This window comes from Streptomyces sp. NBC_00122 (assembly GCF_045160845.1).
Taxonomy (GTDB): Bacteria; Actinomycetota; Actinomycetes; order Streptomycetales; family Streptomycetaceae; genus Streptomyces.
Map to the genome: position 1 here is coordinate 7,126,411 of NZ_CP108191.1, position 20,528 is coordinate 7,146,938.

18 protein-coding genes and 1 pseudogene are annotated in these 20,528 nt (G+C 71.0%); 11 read left to right on the forward strand and 8 right to left on the reverse strand.

From position 1 onward, the window contains the following. Positions 1-109 precede the first annotated feature (109 nt). Entirely contained in the window at positions 110-952 is an 843-nt protein-coding gene (locus tag OG737_RS32585) for a helix-turn-helix transcriptional regulator (RefSeq protein WP_328929795.1), read from the forward strand. Positions 953-1,283: 331 nt separating this feature from the next. Next, positions 1,284-1,907 carry a 2'-5' RNA ligase family protein gene (locus OG737_RS32590; RefSeq protein WP_405676613.1) on the forward strand — a complete coding sequence of 208 codons (624 nt, stop codon included), beginning with the start codon at positions 1,284-1,286 and terminating at the stop codon, positions 1,905-1,907. A gap of 105 nt (positions 1,908-2,012) precedes the next feature. Here OG737_RS32590 and OG737_RS32595 read toward each other — a convergent pair whose 3' ends face one another. Continuing rightward, positions 2,013-3,407 (reverse strand): amidohydrolase family protein, encoded by a 1,395-nt coding sequence (locus tag OG737_RS32595; RefSeq protein ID WP_328929797.1) that lies wholly within the window; start codon positions 3,405-3,407, stop codon positions 2,013-2,015. 492 nt (positions 3,408-3,899) lie between these two features. On the opposite strand from OG737_RS32595, the gene OG737_RS32600 reads away from it, so the two are divergent. From OG737_RS32600 to OG737_RS32615, 4 genes are all read left to right on the forward strand, one after another. Next, on the forward strand, positions 3,900-6,809 hold the full coding sequence (locus tag OG737_RS32600; RefSeq protein ID WP_405922325.1) for an AAA family ATPase: 2,910 nt from the start codon (positions 3,900-3,902) through the stop codon (positions 6,807-6,809). A gap of 168 nt (positions 6,810-6,977) precedes the next feature. Continuing rightward, positions 6,978-7,568, forward strand: coding sequence for an RICIN domain-containing protein (locus OG737_RS32605; RefSeq protein ID WP_405676609.1), 591 nt, complete (start codon positions 6,978-6,980; stop codon positions 7,566-7,568). 247 nt (positions 7,569-7,815) lie between these two features. Next, a complete protein-coding gene (locus OG737_RS32610) occupies positions 7,816-8,460 on the forward strand; it encodes a dihydrofolate reductase family protein (RefSeq protein ID WP_328929800.1) in 645 nt (214 codons plus the stop codon). A gap of 179 nt (positions 8,461-8,639) precedes the next feature. Continuing rightward, on the forward strand, positions 8,640-9,374 hold the full coding sequence (locus tag OG737_RS32615; RefSeq protein ID WP_405676607.1) for a prealbumin-like fold domain-containing protein: 735 nt from the start codon (positions 8,640-8,642) through the stop codon (positions 9,372-9,374). A gap of 121 nt (positions 9,375-9,495) precedes the next feature. On the opposite strand, the gene OG737_RS32620 is transcribed toward OG737_RS32615, so the two are convergent. The 3 genes from OG737_RS32620 to OG737_RS32630 all read right to left on the reverse strand — a co-directional run bounded on the left by OG737_RS32620 (position 9,496) and on the right by OG737_RS32630 (position 11,602). Next, positions 9,496-10,002 carry a DUF4232 domain-containing protein gene (locus OG737_RS32620; protein ID WP_405676605.1) on the reverse strand — a complete coding sequence of 169 codons (507 nt, stop codon included), beginning with the start codon at positions 10,000-10,002 and terminating at the stop codon, positions 9,496-9,498. Between the two features lie 169 nt (positions 10,003-10,171). Continuing rightward, positions 10,172-10,855, reverse strand: coding sequence for a hypothetical protein (locus tag OG737_RS32625; RefSeq protein ID WP_405676603.1), 684 nt, complete (start codon positions 10,853-10,855; stop codon positions 10,172-10,174). Positions 10,856-10,999: 144 nt separating this feature from the next. Next, a complete protein-coding gene (locus tag OG737_RS32630) occupies positions 11,000-11,602 on the reverse strand; it encodes a TetR/AcrR family transcriptional regulator (protein ID WP_328929804.1) in 603 nt (200 codons plus the stop codon). 90 nt (positions 11,603-11,692) lie between these two features. Here OG737_RS32630 and OG737_RS32635 point away from each other — a divergent pair, with 90 nt between their 5' ends. Both OG737_RS32635 and OG737_RS32640 read left to right on the forward strand, forming a co-directional pair. Next, positions 11,693-12,913, forward strand: coding sequence for an alpha/beta hydrolase family protein (locus tag OG737_RS32635; RefSeq protein WP_405922326.1), 1,221 nt, complete (start codon positions 11,693-11,695; stop codon positions 12,911-12,913). A gap of 78 nt (positions 12,914-12,991) precedes the next feature. After that, a complete protein-coding gene (locus OG737_RS32640) occupies positions 12,992-13,384 on the forward strand; it encodes a nuclear transport factor 2 family protein (protein WP_328929806.1) in 393 nt (130 codons plus the stop codon). Between the two features lie 83 nt (positions 13,385-13,467). On the opposite strand, the gene OG737_RS32645 is transcribed toward OG737_RS32640, so the two are convergent. After that, positions 13,468-13,740, reverse strand: a complete 273-nt coding sequence (locus OG737_RS32645; RefSeq protein ID WP_405922327.1) for a hypothetical protein — start codon at positions 13,738-13,740, stop codon at positions 13,468-13,470. A 107-nt stretch (positions 13,741-13,847) separates the two neighbouring features. On the opposite strand from OG737_RS32645, the gene OG737_RS32650 reads away from it, so the two are divergent. Then, positions 13,848-14,249 carry a DUF2255 family protein gene (locus OG737_RS32650; RefSeq protein ID WP_405676597.1) on the forward strand — a complete coding sequence of 134 codons (402 nt, stop codon included), beginning with the start codon at positions 13,848-13,850 and terminating at the stop codon, positions 14,247-14,249. On the opposite strand, the gene OG737_RS32655 is transcribed toward OG737_RS32650, so the two are convergent. Then, positions 14,211-16,889, reverse strand: a complete 2,679-nt coding sequence (locus OG737_RS32655) for an AAA family ATPase (protein WP_405676595.1) — start codon at positions 16,887-16,889, stop codon at positions 14,211-14,213. The genes OG737_RS32650 and OG737_RS32655 overlap by 39 nt on opposite strands. Before the next feature lie 135 nt (positions 16,890-17,024). Here OG737_RS32655 and OG737_RS32660 point away from each other — a divergent pair, with 135 nt between their 5' ends. Beyond that, the gene (locus tag OG737_RS32660) at positions 17,025-18,314 is read left to right on the forward strand and encodes an MFS transporter (RefSeq protein WP_328929810.1); all 1,290 of its coding nucleotides are present in this window, start codon (positions 17,025-17,027) and stop codon (positions 18,312-18,314) included. A 2-nt stretch (positions 18,315-18,316) separates the two neighbouring features. After that, on the forward strand, positions 18,317-19,654 hold the full coding sequence (locus tag OG737_RS32665) for a carotenoid oxygenase family protein (RefSeq protein ID WP_405676593.1): 1,338 nt from the start codon (positions 18,317-18,319) through the stop codon (positions 19,652-19,654). A 90-nt stretch (positions 19,655-19,744) separates the two neighbouring features. Here OG737_RS32665 and OG737_RS32670 read toward each other — a convergent pair whose 3' ends face one another. Beyond that, positions 19,745-20,338 (reverse strand): hypothetical protein, encoded by a 594-nt coding sequence (locus OG737_RS32670; RefSeq protein ID WP_405676591.1) that lies wholly within the window; start codon positions 20,336-20,338, stop codon positions 19,745-19,747. A 23-nt stretch (positions 20,339-20,361) separates the two neighbouring features. Beyond that, positions 20,362-20,500 (reverse strand): annotated as a pseudogene (locus OG737_RS32675) (ATP-binding protein); the annotation flags it as partial. Positions 20,501-20,528 lie beyond the last annotated feature (28 nt).

Consider the following 20,528-nt stretch of genomic DNA (forward strand, 5'->3'; position numbering starts at 1 on the left):
GGGTACTGATCACCAGCCTGGGCGGCCCCGGGGGAAGGGAGCCAGGACGGGTCGTGCCTGGGTATGGGGCACCCAGGTACGCGGGTGTGGAGCGCCATAGTCTGAAGGGGTGACCAGCAACGATCTCGGAGATTTCCTACGCGCCCACCGCGCACGCCTGAGACCCGACGACGTCGGGCTCGCCTCATACGGCGCCCGCCGGGTGGCGGGGCTGCGACGCGAGGAGGTCGCCGTCCTGGCCGGCATGAACAGCGACTACTACGCCCGCCTGGAACAGGGCCGCGAGCGCAGTCCTTCCCCGCAGATCCTCGAGGCCATCAGCAGCGCGCTGCGGATGGATGACGAAGCGCGGGAGCACATGTTCCGGCTGGCAGGCACCGCCCCTGACGGTGAGCGGCCGCAGCCTAGGGAGACGGTCAATCCTGCGCTGCGGCAGCTGCTGGACGGATACCCGAACGCCGCGGCGTTCGTCCTGAACCCGGCCACCGACTTCCTGGCCTCGAACGCTCTGGCCGACGCACTGTTCGCGCCGTTCGAGAACGTGGGCAACCTGGCCCGCATGACCTTCCTCGACCCGGCCGCCCGGAGCTTCTTCACGCAGTGGGGGCGGGCGGCCGAGGCAGTGGTCGCCGGACTGCGTCACGCCACGGGCCTCGACCCGCACTATCGGCGGCTGCACGACCTCGTCGACTCCCTGACCGGGGCGAGCGAGGAGTTCGCAGCCCTGTGGTCCTCGCACACCGTGTACGGGAAGACCCGTGACGGCAAGGAACTCCTCCACCCCGACGTCGGGCCTCTCGCGCTCACCTTCCAGACCTTTGACGTCCGCGGAGCGACGGGCCAGCAGTTGGTGATCTACCACGCCGAACCGGGAAGCCCCAGCGATCAGGCGCTGTCCCTGCTCGGCAGCCTCCACGCCACACACCACCAGGAGTCCGCCGCGGAGCAGTAGGGCAAGCCCGGCGGCGCCGCGCAGGATGGTGCTGCCGAAGCGCTGGCCGGTGAGGGCGCCGACCAGTTGCGGGCCTGCACGCGTAGAGGACGACGGCCGTGTCGCGCGTGTGCGGGGCAGTGGCCGTGTAGACGGCGACGAATCCGGGCGTCAAGGTCACGGTGGCCGCGTACAGGGCTACCAGCTGGCCCCACTCTGGACATTCATGGGAAACAGCGGCAGCGTCACCCTCTCGCCCATCCCGCTCGTCGACCTGCTGCGCAGATCGACGTGATCGTTCCGCGGAAAGGGAGCCGTGCTGTCTGCGGCAGGGCTGACACCATGCGGTGTCATGACAGATGACAGCACCCATGCGTTTCAGGCGGGCCAGACGGGACTGATCGTCCGGATCCCGGAGGCGGAGCCGGCCGTCCGCGGGTGGCGTGAACGGCTCGACCCCTCAGCCCGGGCCGGGGTCCCAGCCCACGTCACCGTGCTCTTCCCGTTCCTCGACGAGAGCCGAATAGACGCGCTCGTCTACTCCGCTCTCGCGGACGTGCTGGGCAGCCATCCGGCCTTTGACCTGCGGTTCGAGAGATGCGGACGGTTTCCGGAAGTGCTCCATCTCGTCCCCGGGCCTGACACGCAGTTGCGGCAGCTCACCGAGGCGATCGCTGATCGTTGGCCTGAGGCTCCGCCGTATGGCGGCCGATTCGCCGAGATCGTGCCGCACCTGACCATCGCTCAAGGTCAGGAAGACGCCGTCTTGGAGGAGATCGAGGCCGAGCTCGCCGTCAGGCTCCCGTTTACGTCTCACGTCTCGTCGGTTGAACTCATGGTGTACGACGGCACGAAGTGGCAGGAACGGGCGTCGTTCGCGCTTGGAGAACGTCTTGGTCCAGCCGCCGAACGATCCGTTCGAGGCGATGGCCACGTCGGCTTCCTGCCAAGTAGCCCAGCAGCGGATTGCCGGTGATCACGGCGAGATGGGTGAAGGGCAGCGCCCCCTGCGGGCCGACGGCAAGATGAGCCGTGCCGCAGGAGGAGCGCGCCGTCGAGGCCAAGAAGGGGCCGGCGGGGGTCAGGCCGCGGGAGTGTTGAGCACGTACTCGCGGGAGGCGTGGACCTGCTCGCGCAGGGCGGCCAGGTCCACATCGAGGACCTGGCCGTTCCACTTGCGGGGCTCGCCGTTGATGAGGACAGCGCTGATGTTGCGGGCGTCCGAGCCCAACACGACGGTGCCGATCGGGTCGTTGAGCGGCATGTTGTTGAGGTCCTCGGCCTGGATCACCAGCAGGTCGGCCTTCTTGCCCGGGGTGAGCGAGCCGGTAACGCCTGCCAGCCCGTTGGTGCGGGCGCCCTGGAGGGTGGCGAAGTCCAGTACGTCGTGGGTGGTGATGCGAACCGGCTGCTGGTCGGTGCGGTAGACGGCGTTGACCGCCCGCATCCGCTGGATGGCGTGCAGGGCCCGCATCTGCGTGAACATGTCGCTGACCAGCGCCACCTCGACGTCGATGCTCAGACCGGGCCGGACCCCGACCGCCAGGGCCTCGTCGATCGCGGGGATCGCGGTCTCCAGCCCGATCTGGGCGTCCGAGGTCGGGGCCAGGGCGATGGTCGTGCCGCTCTCCGCGATCGCCTTCCACGCCGCCTCGGTCAGACCGGTGGCGTGGATGAGGGTGAGGTCCGCGCCGAGAAGGCCGTCCTTCTCCCACCCCCCTATGGCCTGGGAGGAGGAGGTGCCGAAGACGGCGTCGACGCTCACACCGATGCCCAGGTCCTTGGCTGTGCGGGCGAGTTCGGTGCCGTAGGCGAGGGTGGGTCCGGCGATCTCGTCGGTGGCCAGGGCGGCCAGGCGCAGGCTCAGCAGCTGGTCGTCGCTGGCGAAGTACTTCTCCTTGAGGCGGGCCAGGTCGCCGGGCCACTGCTTGTCCCAGTCACCGAAGTGCGGGCCCATGGAGGCGTGCACGCCGCGAACGCCGGCGTCGATGAGGCCCAGGACGGCGGCGTCGGAATGCTCGGGAGTACGGGAGTTGTGGGAGAAATCGAGCATGCACGTGATGCCGCTGTCGATCGCCGTCAGGGCGGCCAGCTTGGTGCCGACGTACATGTCTTCGGGCCGGTAGACGGTGGCGTAGCCGGCGAGGGTGGACATCACATAAGCGCCGAGGTCATCGACGTCCGGCATGATCCGGCGGAGCTGGGTCTCCCAGGCGTGCCGGTGCGTGTCGACGAAGCCCGGCGTGAGGACGGTGCCGGAGGCCTCGACGACCACAGCGCCGTCCCGGTTCAGGTCAGAACCGATCGCGGCGATGATCTCGCCCTCGACGAGCAGATCGGCGCCGTGAAGGACACCGAGGCCGGGGTCCATGGTGACGATGGTCGCGCCGGTGAACAGGATGCGCCGCTTCGGGTCGGCGGACCGGCGCTGAAGCCGTTCGAGTACGGCAGGGCTGGTGGTGTCGGTGGGAAGCAAGGGGAGGTCCTGTCCTTCATGCCAGCGCGGTGGGCCGGTACGGGGTGGGTGACGACCCCAGCCTCGGCCCATCCGACAGCGGCAACCAGGCCGCCGTTAGCCCCGGTACAGCGCACCCAGGCTCACCGCTCGATCCGAAGTCTGTGGAGGTGGAGGACACGGGAACGGTCAGAGACTCGCGCCCCGACATCAGCCCGTGTCAGGAGCAGCGCCAGTGCTCCTGATACCCCCATCGGCAGCGCGCTGCAGTCGATCGAGAGCCCCAGCCACCGGCCCGGACAGGGGTTCGGCTCGGCTTTCCCGGATTCGGATTCGGATTCGGTCAATCTGCTGCTGCTTTGGCTGGTATGGCCCGACTGATGCCCTTTCAGGGAAATCTGACCGAAGATCATCCCACTTCCCGCGCTCCGTCCCTTCATGATTCCTTACGGGCGCCCACCCGGGCCGCCACGGGCGGCACGCAGCCGTCGGCAGCAGTGTGGGAGGGCGGAAATGACACACGTACTGGTCGAACGCGACGACGTACTCCAGGCCACGGCTGCCGCCCTGGCCCAGGCACGCACCGGGAGGGGCAGCTGGCTGATGCTGGCCGCGCCGCCCGGCCGGGGCCGCACCGCCACGCTCGACGCCGTCGTCCGCCGGGCAAGCGCCGACGACGGCATACGGGTGCTGTCGGCGCGCTGCGCACCCGAGGAGACGGCCTTCCCCTTCGCCCTCGTACGCCAGGTCTTCCCGACCGCCGACGGCATACCCTTCAGCGACCTCGCCGCCGAGCAGGAGCAACAGGTCTTCCACCAGCTGCTGGACCTGCTTTCCCGGACCGCCGAGGCCCGTCCCGTGCTGCTGGCCGTCGACGACCTGCACTGCGCGGACCCGGTGTCACGCCGCTGGACCGGGTACCTGGCGCGCCGGATCGCCCGGCTTCCGGTCCTCCTGCTGGCCACCGAATGCCGTGAGCACGCCGACGTCACCTGGCTGCCCCGGACCACGGGCGCGTGCCACCCGCTTCCCCCGCTCGGGCCGGACGCCGTCACGCAGCTCGCGCGCGATCGCGGGCTGGCCCCCGAGCGGCATGCGATGTGCCGGGACGCGACCGGAGGCAACCCGGCCCTCGTACAGGCGCTCCTCGCCGACCTCGCCGACCTCGCCGACCTCGCCGACCTCGCCGACCTCGCCGACTCCACCGGCCCCACTGCCCTCGCTTCTCCGTCCGACCCCACCGATCCCGGAGCCGGCCGGCCCCCGCACCACCCGGACGGCGCCCCGCTCACCCGCTACCGCGACGCGCTCGCGCGCTGGATCCGACACCGTGCCGACGACGAAACCCGTCACACGGGCCTTGCCCTCGCCGCCACCGCCCAGTGTTCTCCCGCCACAGGGTCCGCCCTGCTCCAGGAGGCACTGGCGTTGTGCCCCGCCCGTCACGCGGCCGCGCCGAGCGCTCCGCGGCTGGCCCGGCTGCTCTCCCATCCGCTCGCCCTGGAAGCCGTACTGGAGGCCGCCGACCCCGCCGAACTGGCCGTCCTGCACACCCACGCCGCCCGGCTGCTCCACGACCGCGGCGCTCCCGCCGCGACCGTCGCCGCCCGGCTGCTGCACCTGGACCGCCCGTGCGAGGCATGGATGGCCCGCTGCCTCGAGGATGCGGCCGACGAGGCCGTGCGGGCCGGGCGTATCGGAGAAGCCGCGGGTCTGCTGCGCCACGCCCTGCGCGCGCAGCCGCCACTGGCCCGGCACCGGCACGCCGACCTCACCCTGCGCTTGGGATCACTCGAGTTCCCGCACAGCGCGGAGGCCGGCATCCGCAGGCTCCGCGCGGGCCTCGACCTGCACCCCGACGGCCACGAGCGCGCCGCCGCCGCACCCGCCCTCGGCGCGGCCCTCGCCGCCAGCGGCCGTACGGACAGCGCGCTGAGCGTCCTGCACCGGGCGAGCAGCGGCACGGACGACGGCGAGCTCGTGCACATCCTGCGGACCGTCGCCGCCCTCATCTCCTCGCACGACGCGGTCGCCTGGCGCAATGCCGTGGCAGGCCTGCGCGCCCTCGGACCCGCCGCCCCGGCCACCGTCGAACCGCTGGTCTGCGGTCTGATCACCGAGTACGAGACCGGTGCCGGGCTCCTCTCCGCAGCCGAGGTCCTCGCCCGGATCCGGCCCCGGCTCGCCGCGGCACCGGTCCACCCGCTGCTGCGCACCGCCTGGATGGGCAGCGCTGCCACCCTGCTGCAGTGGGCGGACCAGCTGCAGGACGCCCGGACCCTTGCCGAGCAGGGACTGCCCATGCCGCCCGCATCGCCGGACCTGACCGACGCGGGCCTGCAATGCCTGCTGAGCGCCCGGGCGGAAGCCACGCTCTGGGCCGGCGACTTCCGGCGTGTCATCGCGGAGAACACACTCCTGGCGCACACCTGCACCGGACGCGGCATCCGCGCGCCCCACCTGGTCTCGATGGTGGCGCTCGCCCGGTACGAACTCGGGCAGCGCGACCAGGCCTGGCAGCTCCTCTCCGCACCCGACGCGACCACCGCGGACAGTTCCTGGGAGTGGAACGAACTGCGCTACGCACGCGCCCTGCTCCACGGCTACGAAGGACGCTGGCAGGCCGCCCTCGACGACTACCTCGCCTGCGGTACCGGCCAGAGCGCTCGCGACTTCGTCAGCCCCGTGGCCACACCGTGGCGCTCCGGCGCGGCCCTCGTTCTGGCCCGCCTCGGCCGGGCGGCCCGGGCCCGAGAGCTGGCGGAAGAGGAACTGCACCACGCGCGCCGCTGGGGAACCCCTCGTACGGTCGGCAGGGCACTCCGGGCCCACGCCGCGGCCGTCGGCGGCCGACGGGGCCTGGACTCGCTCGTCGAGGCGGCCGCCCTACTGGATGAAGCACCCGCCCCGGTGGAACGCATCGAGACCCTGATCGACCTCGGCCGAGCACGCATCGAGGCGGGTCTCGGCCGCAGGGGCCGCGACGATCTGCGCGCCGCCGAGGCCGAGGCGGTCCGCCTGCTGTCCCCGACGGGTGCCGACGACGGCCCGGAGGACCACGTCGGGCAAGGCCCGGACGACCGCCTCGGGCAAGGCTCGGGCAACGGCGGCCCCGACCCGGCAGCACCACCGACGGGCCGGCTCTTGCGGGCTGCTCGGGCGGCGCTGCGCTCCGCGAACGCCCGTACCACGACGCGGGCCCGGTCCGGCCCGAGCGCACTGACCGGAGCGGAACGACGGGTCGTCGACCTCGCCGCCCTGGGCCACACGAACGCACAGATCGGCGAGGCGCTCCACCTGACCCGGCGCACGGTGGAGTCTCACCTCACCAGCAGCTACCGGAAATTGAACGTGACCCGCCGCACCCAGCTCGCGGTCGGCCTGGCCGAAACGGACATCACCGGGGGAGGGCCACCGGGCTGACCACGAGAACGAGGGGAGCGTCGTGTTCGTGGTCTTCCACGATGTGTGCGGACACCGCCGCCGGACAGAGTGGGCACCGCGCCGGTCCGGCCCCCACGGACCGGCGCCACCTCCATCCGACCGGCGCCGTCGCACCCTCAACGGGGCCGCGTACGAAAGGCACTGAGCATGATCTCCACGATGCGCACGTCCGCCCGTTCGGCCCTGGTCGCCCTGATCGCGGTCGCGGGGACGACCCTCCCCGCGACCGCCGCCGAGGCCCGCCCCGCCACCGTTCCCACTGCGCAGACCGCCTCGGATCTGGGGGCCCTGCTGGCCCCCAACGAGCTGTGGCAGCTGCGCAAGCGGGGCAGCCGCTACGAGATCGCCAACGCCCACAGCGGCATGTGTCTGAAGGTGAAGGGCGCCTCGAACGACAACGGGGCCCCGGTGGTTCAGGCCGAATGCGGCACCGCGAGCGAGCAGTTGTGGAAGTCGGAGGTCACCGACGGCGGTACGTTCATCCAGCTGCGCAACGCCAACTCCGGCAAGTGCCTCGACATCTCCGGGGGTTCGGCGCGCAAGGGCGCCAAGATCATCCAGTGGGACTGCAGCGGCGGCCTGAACCAGAAGTGGTGGGACACGGACGGCATCGACGGCAACCCCGGCTACTGGATCAGTGGTACCACCCCGAGCGGTGCCCCCGCCTGGATGTGCCTGGACATGCCCGGTGCCAGCACCTCCTCCGGCACGCAGGCAGCCGTATGGGAGTGCGTCTAGGCTCCCGACGCCCCCGCCTGCCCGGCCGGGGAGGGCAGGACGTGGGCAAGTGGCGCCGAGGGCTGCGAGCCTGTGAAATCCGCGCTCCGGCGAACGGCGCGACCCTGTGACCGAGCACCAGGCCTGTCCCATGAGTACGGGACTTGTCGTGCTGTGTGGTGAAGCCGGGTTCCGGCGCGCCGATGAGTCTGCGGGCACCCGCAGGTCTATCTCTTGACGGAGACAACCGACTCATCGGGAGTAAGCCATGGGCCTCATCCACATCGAGCTGTTCGCGACCCTCGACCTCGTCGGGCAGGCGCCCGGCGGCCCCGACGAGGACCCGGTGGGGTTCCCGTTCGGCGGCTGGCAGGCGCCCCTGCTGGACGAGGTCGCCGGGGCACAGGTCGGTGCCGCGTACGAAGGCACGGACGCCCTCCTGCTCGGCCGACGGACGTACGACATCTTCGCCGCCTACTGGCCTCACCAGGAGGGAGGCGAGGACAACGAGATCGCCACGCTCTTCAACCGCGTCCCGAAGTACGTGGCCTCTCGCGGCAGGCCCGACCTCTCGTGGGCCGGGTCCACGCAGCTCGGCCCGGACCTGGCCGACGCGGTGCGCGAGATCCGTGACCGCCACGAGCACGTGAAGGTCGTCGGGAGCCTGAACCTCGTGCAGACCCTCCTGCGCGAGAAGCTCTTCGACCGTCTCGACCTCTGGCTGCACCCGATCGTGCTCGGTGTCGGGAAGAAGGTGTTCGACGATGGCGCGGTGCCTACGAACGTCACCCTCCTCGCACCCCCGGCAGCCAGCCCGAAGGGCACCGTGTACCTGCGCTACGGGCTCGCCGACGGCACGCCCGCGACGGGGGACATGAGCGCACCCGATCGCGGTGTCGGAAGCGACGACTGAAGCCGCCCCGCGCCTGGCGGGTGCGTGTACGGCGATGGCCGGGACCGGTCTCCCCGGTACCGGCCGTTGCATTCCATCGCGTTCGCCCCGGACCCGTACGAGTGGTCGTACGGACGGAATGCCGTGGTAAGGGAGTGTCGTCGTCCCGCCCCACCCACCCGGCTCGATCATGTCGTGCCATGGCACCTCGTGAACTGCGCTGGACATGGGCTTCGTGGCGCCCCTGGATCTTCGGGATGGCGACGGCTGCGCTGCTGGCGTCGACCCCTTCGTACGCTGCGGCGACAGAGCCGTTCCCGAACAAGGCTCCGGTCAGCGGCGGCGGCGCGGGCGCCGTGTGCCCACCGGGTTACGGCGGCTGGGTGACCCCCCACAGCGATCTGGCCTTCCGTAGCGGCCCTTGCCGCCCCCCGCACCACTGCCCCGACGGTTCGCCCGGCTGCGACGGTCCCGGCCTGCCCGTCACCGGTGCGGTCACCGTGATCAAGGAGGACCAGAACACGGGCAACCCGCTGGCCGGCGCCGTCTTCCAGATGTGGGAGGAGACCAACCGCATCCCGGGTCTCCAGACCACCGGCGCCGAGCCGGACACCGACATCGGCGGCCCCTGCACCACCGGGGCCAACGGTGTGTGCTCCCGTACCGTGGAACTCGGCACGTACTACTGGGTGGAGACTCAGGCTCCGCCCGGGTACGAACTGCCGATCAATCCGGTGTTCGGCCCGCTGTCGCTGTGGGAAGAGAACGTCGAGGAGGGCGTGACGGTCATTGCCGAGAACACGCCGGAATCCGATGCGCTCAAAGCCCGTCACGTCGTCCGGACCGGCCCACCGACCCTCGGTGCAAGCCACACCACGCACGAGGCAATTGCCTTCCCGTCCTCGCCGGACGAGAAGCGCACCGCGGCGGCGTAGCCGGGCACTTTCACGGGCCCGGGGGCAGCACCCAGGGAGCGAAGCGTTGGCCAGGTGCCACGTCCTCGCGCCAGTAGCGGCCTGATCCCGATCTGCAACAACAGCAACACACGAGGCCGTGTCAGGCTCCCGGTTGGACCGGGCCGATGACGGTGCCGGAGGCCACCTCGAAGCGGCCTGCGGCGACGGAGGTGCCCGGGATCTCGCCGCCCGGGGCACGGAGGGTGAACGACGCCTCGTCCGCCGGAGTGCCGTGACCCTGGTTGGGGACCTGGATGTCGAAGTGGACGGGTCGGCCCGGCCCGAACGTCACGACGGCGGTCTGGTCGCCGTACCGGCCGGCCGTGACACCGAGCGTCGCTCCGTGGTGCGCGAAGGCCACGCCGGTCGGGGAACCGGCCAGCCTGCACGCCGCGAACCCCTTCGGCGCGGTCAGTGTGACGCGGAAGTGGATGTGCCCGGAACTGGCCTGGTCCTGTGCGATCTTCGCGAGATGGTTGGCCGGCCGACAGGCCGACGGGGCGCCGCCGCCTGGTGTCGCTGCCCGCGCGGTGCCCGCGCTCGCGACGGCCGTCAGAGCGACGGCGGCGACGACGGCGACGATGGCGGACGTGCGGTTCGTTCGCATGCTGGACTCTCCCTGCCTTGCCCGACCGGTTCCGCGAGCCATTCCCACGGAACCACGGGTCGGCAGGATTCCTGCCCGACACTCCTCAGTCGTAATGTCCCGAAACGTCAAAGGAGCATCGGCTTTGTCAGGGGGTGCGCCGGGCGCGGACCATGGACTGCGGGTCCGTTCACTTGACGGGGACGGCGTCCTTCGCGGAGGTGTGCCAGTTGGTGACGATCGGGCGGTCGACCGTGATGGTGCCGACCGGCAGGGAAACCGGGTCGGGGTCGTTGTTGCCGACGGCGACGATGATGCTGTCCAGTTCCTTGCCGCCGTTCTCCCCGGTGGTCTTCGGGTTCACCCCGGCGTAGGCGGCGGTGCTCCCGCTCAGCTTGATCTGCTTGCCGACGGACTGCTCCGCGGGGCCCGCCTCGGTGCCGTCGGAGCCGAACGCCACGGTCGGCAGCGCGGCGGGCAGATAGCAGGTGATCCCGGGCTTCGCCTTCGCGGTGATCAGGATGTATCCGCCGGCCTGGCTCTCGGACTTGGTGCTCCAGGCGATGTCGCCTGCGCCGCAGGTCTGCCCCACCGGCTTCCGCTCGCCGTCGCCGGTGTCGGCGCCGGAACCGGATCCGTCCGCGGTTCCCTTGCCCGTCGCCTCGGCGCCCTTGCCATTGCCCTGGTTGCCGCCCGCCGTCGCCGAGCCGGACGGAGTACCCGTACCCGTCTTGTCGGCCGGAGCGGCGGAGGGAGAGCTCTGCGCGGCGCCGGTGTCCTTGGCCGCGTCCGAGTCCTGGCACGCCGTCAGCAGCACTGCACCGCCGATGAGGGCTGCGGAGACGAGAAAGGCCTTGCGACGGTTGCCTAACATGACAGAGCCCCTTGGTGTTCAGTGGTCGTGGCCGAAGCGGTTTCGGCTCCTTGGTGCTTACTTGATCACTATGAGGGAGCGGTGGGCCGAGGGGATGCCGACGTCTTCGTTCCAGGACACCGCTGTGGCAGAGCGGTGACATGATCACGAAACGCCGGCGCCCGGCGACGGTCCACTGCCGCCGAGCAGGCGGTCCACGAGGAGTTCGGGGTAGCCGGAGGCCGGCGGGTCGATGCCGAAGATCGCCCGTAGGTAGAGCGGAGCGATGAGCTGGTCGAGGATCTGGTCGAGGGGCGGTGGGTTCTCGCCGCGGGCTGCGGCCCGGTCGCGGATGCGCTCGATGGAGTGGATGCGGCGCTCGAAGTGCTGCGTGCGTTCCCCCTGGGCCTTGGCGCTGCCCGGCATGGACAGGGCAACGGCTCGCACGAGGAGCCGGCCTTCGGGCTTGCGGATGGAGGCGACCCCCGCTTCGGCCCACGCCGTCAGGTCGCCGCGCAGGGTGCCGGTGTCCGCCAGCGGCCAGTCCCGTTCGAGCCGGGTGACGACCACGTCGGCCAGGAGCGCCTCACGGCTGCCCCACCGCCGGTAGACGCTGGTGTGGTTCACCCCGGCACGCTGGGCGATCGCGGGGATGGTGAGGTCGCTGCCCTCGGGGTCGGACAGCAGGTCGACGACCGCCTGGTGGACGGCGGAGCGGACCTGTTCGGGGCTCTTGCGGATGCGCGGGGTCGGTTGTTTCGAAGTCACGCCAACATCGTAAGCACATTTATTTGCTTTGCGGCGCATGGAGGTCTACAGTCCTGCCGTACGCACAGATCTGTGCTTAAGGAGGGTGTGATGAAGCAGCTGCTGTTCCCCGACAACCCCCAGTTCTGGTACGAGACCCTGCGCTCGATGAGCCACATCGCCTACGGCGGAGCGGACTTCGGCGAGGTCGTGGCCACCAGCGAGCGCATCAAGGAAGGCGACTACGACAGCTGGCACCAGGAGTGGCTCGCCACCGCAGACCGCGTCTCCGCCGAGGCCCAGAGGGCCCTGGCCGCCGGCCACACGATCAGCGCCCGGGACGGGTTCCTGCGCGCCTCGAACTACTACCGGTCGGCCGAGTTCTTCCTGCACGGCCACCCGTGCGACCCCCGCCACGACCACGCCTACGACCGCAGCGTGGCCTGCTTCCGAGCGGCGGCGGCACTGTTCACCCCCGTCATCGAGCCGGTCCGCATCCCCTACGAGGACACCACCCTGCCCGGCTACCTCTACCGGGCCGACGACTCCGGCACTCCCCGCCCGACCCTGATCATGCACGGCGGCTTCGACGGCACCGCCGAGGAACTCCACTTCAGCGGCGCACTGGCCGCCGTCGAACGCGGCTACACCGTCCTGACCTTCGACGGCCCCGGACAGCCCGGCCCCCGCCACCACCAGGGCCTGGTCTTCCGCCCCGACTGGGAGAACGTCATCACCCCCGTCGTCGACTTCGCCGAAACCCTGCCCGAGGTCGACAACAGCCGCATCGCACTCCTCGGGAGCAGCATGGGCGGCGTACTCGCCCCCAGAGCCGCCGCCTTCGAGCACCGCCTCGCCGCCCTGATCGCCGTCGACGGCGTCTACGACCTCGGCCAGATATCCACCCGCAACATCCCCGGCGACCGGGGCCAGGCCGAACGGCTCCTGCGCTCGGACTCCGCCCCCGAACTCGACGCGAACTTCGAAGAGATCATGTCCAAGGACGCCACCGCCCGGTGGGCCATCAACCACGGCATGTACGTCATGGGCGTGGACACCCCCCGGGGCTTCAGCGCCTCCTACCTCGACTACACCCTCGACGGCGGCATCGCCGAACGGATCCAGTGCCCCACCCTCGTGTGCGACGCCGCCGAGGACGAGTTCTTCAAGGGCCAGCCCGAGCAGCTCTACGAGCACCTCACCTGCCCCAAGACCCTCATGGTGTTCACAGCCGAAGAGGGCGCCGGCGCGCACTGCCACCCCGGCGCCATGCGCCTCGCCCTCGCCCGCATCTACGACTGGCTCGACACCACCCTCACCACCGCAGTCTGAACGGCCGGCCACCGTCGGCACACCACGACCAGCCACTCCCGGTCCGTACGGACCGCCTCACACCCTCAAGGAACCCCGATGAACCGCACCGGTATCGCAGCTGCTCTGGGCGACCTGCTCTTCAACCGCGACATATCCCTGGAGGAGGCCGCCGACCGCCACTTCACCCCCGCGTACCGCCAGCGCACCGACGGCGAGTGGGCCGACCGCGCCGAGTTCCTCGACCACATCAGCCACCTGCGCACCATCGTCGCCGGCGGCACGGTCGAGGTCCACGACGAGCTCTACGACGGCACCAAGTACGCCGATCGCCACACCTGCCACATCACCAAGAAGGACGGCACCACCGTCACCATGGAGGTCTACGTCTTCGCCGACCTCGCCCCCGACGGCCGCTTCGACCGCATCGAGGAAACCACCCTCATGCTCAGCGGCACCGACGCCGACCGCAACATCGGAAGCGCCCGCTGACGACCCGCTCTCGTGGAGGACCTTCAGGACCTGCTGAGGTGCTGGAGCGGCGTTCGGGTCGGGCCGCTCCGGCCTCACGGACATCAGTCCCAGAGGGAGACCGCCAGGACCAGGGCGATGACCGGGATCAGCAGCCACGGCTCGGCCAGGACCAGGAGCCCGCTGAAGACCAGGGAGAAGTACGCCAGTGCTTTGGCGACGCGGCGCCGGGCCTTGCTCTTCCGGCCCTTGTTCTTCTTCGAGCCCTTGTGGTGCGGCGCCTCCGCCTCCGCGCCGGAGACCACCTCAAAGGTCTGCGTGTCGATGTCGATGTCGGTGTCGATTGCGGTTTCGGGCTTCATGTCGATGTTCGTCATGACGCTCAGCTTCGTCGCGGGTACACCGCTGTCGCGTCGGTGAAGCCCACCTATCTAGGTGAAGACCACCGACGCGTACGTAGAGCCGCCACGGTGAAGGTTGGTCCATGAACGCTTACACGGATCGCGCGGAGATCGTTTTGTGGGTACGGCATGAGGACGGCCGGTGGTCGGCCAGGACGGTCTGGGTGGTGGTGCTCAACGGACTCAACGGACTCAACGGGCGCTACGGGCAGGCGTATGTCCGCTCGGCCTTCGGCCGGCGCAGTGCCTGGTACCTCCGGGTACTGCGGGGTGCGGACACAGCGGTGGAGGTGGCCGGGGTCCGGATGCCCGTCACCCTCCGGCCGGTGGACGACCTCGAACTCGTCGAGCGCGTCTCCGGTGCCTACCGGGCCAAGTACGGTTCGAGCTGGCCCGGCCCGGTGGAGTCGATGAACGGGCCCGAGGCCGCGGCCACCACCATGTGGCTAACGGATATCGGGCAGGTCACGCAGCTGTCTGCGTGAGGTGAGCCCGAGCTTGCGGAAGATGTTGCGCAGGTGCGCGTCGACCGTCCGCGGACTGAGGAACAGCTTCGCCGCCACCTCCTTGGAAGTGGCGCCGTCCGCGACCAGGCGCGCGATGTGCACCTCCTGCATCGTCAGCTGGTCCGATGCCTTCGACGTGCGGCTGCGGGCCTGCTCGCCCGTGGCACGGAGTTCGCCCGCGGCGCGCTCGGCGAACGCCTCCAGGCCGAGATCGGACAGCACCTCGTGCGCCGCCCGCAGCTCGGACCGGGCGTCACGCCGTCGGCCCTGGCGGCGCAGCCACTCCCCGTACAGCAGCTGTGCGCGGGCGCGGTAGACGATCAGCGCGCTGTCGTCGAGCAGGCCGATCGCCTCCTCGTACGCGGATTCGTCCTCGGTCACCAGAGCCCGCGCATAGGCCTCGACGCCAAGGCCCCACGCATGCCGGCCCGCCTGCGTGCGCTCCTGGAGGGACGCGAAGGCCGCGGCGGCGACCTCGCTCTCACCGCATCGCACCGCCGCCTCGACCAGCTCGGGCAGGGCGAGGCTCGACGTGCCGACGGCGCCGTACTCGACCGCTTGCTTCGCCGCCTTCAGTGCGGCCGGGTAGTCGGCAAGGCCGTTGCCGAGCACGGCCGTCGCCCACTGCACGCTCAGGGTCATCCGATGATCCACCGACGCGAACAGTTCGGCGGCCTCCTCGCGCCGCCCGCGCAACGCGGCCAGGTGGAGGCGCGGGTAGACCAGCGGTGCCGCGCCGGTGGCGTCGGCGATCGCCTCCTCCTCGGAGATCAGCTCCATCGCGGTGCCGAAGTCGCCGGCGTGCGCGGTCGCGGCGGCCTGCATGGCCAGTCCGATGGGCAGGGCGTGGAAGGAACCCGACTCCCGGCCGGCCGCGACGGCACGGGTGGCGATGCCGTACATGGTGTCGCGGTTCCACAGTTCGGTGGCCACCATGAACCCCAGTGACGGCCGTCTGGCCCACACCTCGTGGCCGGCGTCGCCGACGACCGGCCTCAGGATCTCCCCGGCCGCCCGGTGCCCGTCGCCGACCAGGCTGGTGAGGCCGGCCAGGACCGCCGCCGCGCCGGCCACCGGCCCGCCCGCCACCGGCCCGCCCGTCGGCGGAGCCTGCCTGACGGCGTCCACCACGTGGTCGAGGCCGCCGAGCAGGACGCCCATCTCGATGGCGTCCAGATAGCACTCCCGTGACCAGGCGGGGTTGGTGGCCGCCAGCCGGGCGGCGGCCCGCAGGAGGTACTTCGTGGGGCCTTCGTCTCCGCGGCGACGGACGAACGACAGCCTGCCGCGGAGCAGGTCGGCCCTGGCGTCCTGGCCCGGATCGTCGGTCGCCACGGTGGTGAGCAGTTCGGCCGCCGTGTCGAAGTCGCCCACCGAGAGCTTGGCCTCTACCGCGGCGAGGACCCGCTCGGTGCGTTGGACCGGACCGATCGTGAGCGCGGCCGAGCGTTCGAGGAAGGCCGCCGCCGCCGCGACGCCGCCCCGTTCGCGGGCGCGTGTGGCGGAGGCTTCGAGCTCGGCGGCGACCTGCTCGTCCGGACCGGCACTGGCCTGGGCGCGATGCCAGGCCCGCCGGTCGGGGTCGGTGACCGGGTCGGTCACGGCGGCCAGCGCCTCGTGCGCCCTGCGCCGCTCCTCCGGCGCCGCGGCGCGGTAGGCGGCCGAGCGGGCGAGGGGGTGGCTGAACCGGATCCGGGTGCCGAACTCGACCAGCGGCGCGGACTCCGCGGCGGCGGCCGCGTCGATGCCCAGGAGTTCGGCCGCGCGCCACAGCAGGCCGGGGTCGCCGATCGGGTCGGCGGCGGCGACCGTCACCAGCAGCCGGGCCGCCGGCGGCAGGAGTTCCAGCCGGGAACGGAAGCTCTGCTCGATCACTGCGGGTACCGAGTCGGGCTGGGCGAATCCGCCCGCCATCCCGGCAAGTCCGGCGGTCCTGGGAAGTTCCACCAGCGCGAGCGGATTGCCGCGCGCCTCGGCCAGGATGCGGTCCCGCACCCGCTCGTCCAGCGGGGCGCGGATCGCCGCGGCCAGCAGCGCGCGCGCATCCTTTTCGCCGAGCCCCTGAAGCGAACGGCTGGGCAGCTCGTCCAGCTCGGGCAGGCGGCTCGGCTCGCGCACCGCGAACACGAGGGCGATCGACTCGGCCGAGACCCGGCGGGCCAGGAAGGCCAGCGCCTTGGCCGACGCCTGATCCAGCCACTGTGCGTCGTCGACGACGCACAGGAGCGGGCGTTCCCGCACGGTCTCCACCAGGAGTCCCAGCGACGCGACGCCGACCAGGAACGGATCGGGTGTGCCGGTGTCGAGGCCGAAAGCGATCTCCAGCGCCTTGCGGTGCGGCGCGGGCAACGCCGTCAGCCCGTCGGTGACGGGCGCGAGCAACTGGTGCAGCGCGGCGAACGGCAGCTCCGTCTCGAATTCCGCGCCGGACGCCCGCATGACGAGGAACCCGGCCGCGGCCTCGTCCAGGTGGCGCAGCAGCACGCTCTTGCCGATGCCCGCCTCACCGCGCAGGACCAGGGCGCCGCCCCGGCTCTCCCGCGCCGCTTGAAGCAGGGCATCGAGCCGTCGTATCTCGTCCTGACGGCCGACCAGCGCATCCGTGTGTGTCTCGGGCATGGTCGAAAACCTATGCGGTCATGGGCCTTAGGGGAATCCGAGGCCGACCGGCGTCACCTAAGTGCCTACCGCGGGCGGTCGTATAGGCGATGACTACCGACGCGAGCGGGAGGCTCCCGCTGCGAGTGTCGAGACATGACCCGCACCGCACCGCAACGGACGACAACCGGCTGGACACCGCTGGTGGTTCTGGCCACGGCCCAGTTCCTGGTCGTACTGAGCACGTCGATCGTGAACGTCGCCCTGCCGCAGATCCGGGCCGGGCTCGAACTGTCGGACACGGGCCAGGCATGGACGGTCAACGCCTATGTACTGGCCTTCGGCGCCCTGTTGCTGCCGGGCGGGCGGGCCGGCGACGTATACGGCCTCCGTCGCGTGTTCCTGCTCGGCACCGGCCTGTTCGCCCTCTCCTCCCTGGGCGCCGCTCTGGCGCCCACGGCGATCGCGCTGATCGCCTGCAGGGCGGTGATGGGAATCGGGGCCGCGCTGCTGGCGCCCACGGCGCTCGCCCTGGTGCTGACGCTCTACTCCGGCAAGGAGCACCGTGGCACCGCACTCGGTGTGTGGGGCGCGGTCTCCGGGGCCGGCGGGGCGGCGGGCGTGCTGCTGAGCGGGCTGCTCACCAGCGTGTTCGGCTGGCGCGCGGTGTTCGTCGTGATGGTGCCCTTCGCCCTGGCGGTGTTGGTGGCCACCGTGTGGCTGGTCGGCGCGGACCGCCCACGCGGCGGAAGCCTGGACGTCCCGGGCACGGTGACGGTGACGGCGGGGCTGGTCGCGCTCACCTACGGCCTGTCAGGGTCTTGGCCGCTGGCCGTGCTCGGTCTGGCGCTGCTCGCCCTGTTCGTCGTGCTCCAGCGCCGGGGCGCCGAGCCGCTGCTGCCGGCGCGGATGAGGGTGGTGGCGGTGCCCAACGTGCTGATGGCCCTGCTGGGCGCGGTCTGGCTCGGACTGTTCTACTTCCTGCCCCTCTACCAGCAGCACGCCCTCGGCTACTCGCCCCTGGAGGCCGGGCTGACCCAGCTTCCCCTCGCCCTCATGATCACCCTCGCTTCGTGGGTCACGGGCAAGGTCTCCGGCCGTCACGTGCTCCCCGTGGGCCTGCTGGTCCTCGCGGCCGGACTGGCCTGGCTGTCCAGGACTCCGGCCGACGGCACCTTCCCCGTGGACCTGATCGGTCCGATGCTCCTCATCGGCACCGGGCTGGGGGTGGCCTTCGTACGGCTCACCGCGATGTCTTCCACGGGCGTCCCGGCCGCCGACAACGGCCTGGCCGGCGGGCTGGTCAACGCCGCCCGGCAGATCGGCGGAGCCGTCGGCCTGTCCTTCCTGACCCTGCTCCCCTCCACCGGCGCGGCATTCCTGGCCTGCGCCGCCCTGACTCTGCTCATCTCCGCTCTCTCGACTCTCTCCACCCGAAAGGCCTGATCATGACCCTGGACAAGCCGTACGTCACCGGCCACTTCACCCCCGTCACCGACGAGATCACCGGCCGCGAACTGAAGGTGCGCGGCACCCTCCCGCCCGAGCTGAACGGCCGCTACTTCCGCAACGGCCACAACCCCAAGCCGGGCATCACCCCCACCCACTGGTTCCGCGGCGAAGGAATGATCCACGGCATCCGCCTCAAGGACGGCCGGGCCGAGTGGTACCGCAACCGCTGGGTGCGCACCCCCTTCCTCGACGGCGTGCCGTTCACCGGAACCGAGCTCGAAGTCAGCGCCGCCGCAACCAACATCATCTTCCACGGGGGCCGCTACCTGGCCCTGCAGGAAGCCAACCTGCCCTGGGAGGTCAGCGCCGACCTCGACACCATCGGCGTCCACGACTTCGGCGGCAAACTCACCAGCGCGATGACCGCCCACCCCAAGGAAGACCCGGAGACCGGCGAGCTGCACTTCTTCAGCTACAGCCCCTTCCCGCCGCACCTGACCTACTACGTGGCCGACGCCTCCGGCGACATCGTCAGGTCGCAGATCGTCGACGGCGCCGGCCCGTCGCTCATGCACGACTTCGCCATCACCCGCGAGCACGTCGTCTTCATCGACTCGCCGGTGGTCTTCGATCACGCCGAGCAGTCCGGCATTCCCTACCGCTGGCACGACGACGTCCCGCTGCGCATCGGCGTGATGCCCCGCGCCGGGGGCAAGACCACCTGGTTCGAGGTGCCCGACCAGGCCGTGCTGCTGCACGTGACCAACGCCTACACCGACGCGCGGGGCCGGATCGTCCTCGAAGCACCGCGTTTCGACCGTTCCGCCTGGGAGAGCTCGTGGAAGTGGTGGGTCGGCTCGCCCGGCTACGGCACCAGCCCCGCCACCGGCTCGACCCTCTACCGGTGGATCATGGACCCGGCCACGGGCAAGGTCACCACCGAGCCCCTGGGCGACCTGGTCACCGAGTTCCCGTCGATCAACGACGCCTACACCGGCTCGGACTACCGCTACAGCTACGCGATCGCGTTCCCCGGCGCGGGCCTGTCCGGCTTCCACACCGTCAAGTTCGACACCCGCACCGGCGGGCAGAAGCTCCGGGCCCACGGCGAGGGCCGGATGCCCGGCGAGGCCGTCTTCGCACCCGCCGAGGGCGGCACCGCCGAGGACGACGGCTACCTGCTCACCATCGTCAGCGACCTCAAGGCCGACGCCTCGGAGCTGCTCGTCCTGGACGCGGGCGACCTGAGCACCGTGGCCGCCGTCGAACTGCCCCGCAGGGTCCCCGCCGGCATCCACGGCCACTGGATCCCCGACGCCGAACTGCCTGCCTGACCCACCCCAGCCGCCCGGGCCGCCGTGTTCCCCCACACGGCGGCCCGGGCTTCCCACACCGGGAAACCGTGCGGACGACCTGGGAGCTCATCATCGCGCGGGCATGGCGGTGGCAGGGCGATGAACCTCCAGGATGACTGCGGTACCGGCCACGGTTCTGTCCTCGTGCATGGTGATCTGCTGGCCGGGCTGGACGTGCGTCCAGTGGGAGGGGGTGAGGGGCACGAGGCGAACCGTGGCTTGCCCGCCGGGCTCCAGCAAGGTCATGTTCTCAATCCAGAGCCGGGCGATGCTGACCGCACGTCCGCCGGTGGGTGAGAGGTGTCCGATGTCCCACATGGGTCGCAGAACACCGGAGCCGATCGGTGTCGTGCGTCGCGCCTCGGTGGCAGGGCGGAGCGTCAGATCCGCCCGGATCACGCCGTTGCGGATCTCGGAGCATCGCCAATGGCACCAAGTCGCGCTCCGCTCCAGCCGGAGCTGCTCAGCCGCTTCGGCGAGCTGCTCCCAGAACGCCAGAGGGAGCGAGTGAGCGTCCCCGAGCTCCTCCAGCAGGCCCAGGGCGATCTCCCACTCGTCGTGGACGAGGTAGTCCCAGATGTCTCGCACCGTGATGTCGTTCTCGGTGGCGGTATCTTCCGGAACCAGCAAGGAAGCTGATTCGAGCAGCTCAGGTACGCCCATGCTCTCATTGTCGACCACGTGAGCTACCAGGCTGCGCATCCCTGGTCTCGCTCGATGGCAGCGAGCCGGTTCTTGAGCCGGTAGCTGGGGGCCGTTGCTGGAGATCACATCGCAGTGGTGCAGGAGGCGGTCGAGGGTGGCGGTGGCCAGGACCCGGCGGCCGGCGCGGCGGGCCGTCTGTGTCCACCCC

Excerpts from the sequence above, each read along its gene's own strand:
- OG737_RS32590 (WP_405676613.1), top strand. The coding sequence starts at position 1,284 with ATGACAGATGACAGCACCCATGCGTTTCAGGCGGGCCAGACGGGACTG.
- OG737_RS32600 (WP_405922325.1), top strand. The coding sequence starts at position 3,900 with ATGACACACGTACTGGTCGAACGCGACGACGTACTCCAGGCCACGGCT.
- OG737_RS32605 (WP_405676609.1), top strand. The coding sequence starts at position 6,978 with ATGATCTCCACGATGCGCACGTCCGCCCGTTCGGCCCTGGTCGCCCTG.
- OG737_RS32610 (WP_328929800.1), top strand. The coding sequence starts at position 7,816 with ATGGGCCTCATCCACATCGAGCTGTTCGCGACCCTCGACCTCGTCGGG.
- OG737_RS32615 (WP_405676607.1), top strand. The coding sequence starts at position 8,640 with ATGGCACCTCGTGAACTGCGCTGGACATGGGCTTCGTGGCGCCCCTGG.
- OG737_RS32620 (WP_405676605.1), bottom strand. The coding sequence starts at position 10,002 with ATGCGAACGAACCGCACGTCCGCCATCGTCGCCGTCGTCGCCGCCGTC.
- OG737_RS32625 (WP_405676603.1), bottom strand. The coding sequence starts at position 10,855 with ATGTTAGGCAACCGTCGCAAGGCCTTTCTCGTCTCCGCAGCCCTCATC.
- OG737_RS32635 (WP_405922326.1), top strand. The coding sequence starts at position 11,693 with ATGAAGCAGCTGCTGTTCCCCGACAACCCCCAGTTCTGGTACGAGACC.
- OG737_RS32640 (WP_328929806.1), top strand. The coding sequence starts at position 12,992 with ATGAACCGCACCGGTATCGCAGCTGCTCTGGGCGACCTGCTCTTCAAC.
- OG737_RS32645 (WP_405922327.1), bottom strand. The coding sequence starts at position 13,740 with ATGACGAACATCGACATGAAGCCCGAAACCGCAATCGACACCGACATC.
- OG737_RS32650 (WP_405676597.1), top strand. The coding sequence starts at position 13,848 with ATGAACGCTTACACGGATCGCGCGGAGATCGTTTTGTGGGTACGGCAT.
- OG737_RS32655 (WP_405676595.1), bottom strand. The coding sequence starts at position 16,889 with ATGCCCGAGACACACACGGATGCGCTGGTCGGCCGTCAGGACGAGATA.
- OG737_RS32660 (WP_328929810.1), top strand. The coding sequence starts at position 17,025 with ATGACCCGCACCGCACCGCAACGGACGACAACCGGCTGGACACCGCTG.
- OG737_RS32665 (WP_405676593.1), top strand. The coding sequence starts at position 18,317 with ATGACCCTGGACAAGCCGTACGTCACCGGCCACTTCACCCCCGTCACC.
- OG737_RS32670 (WP_405676591.1), bottom strand. The coding sequence starts at position 20,338 with ATGGGCGTACCTGAGCTGCTCGAATCAGCTTCCTTGCTGGTTCCGGAA.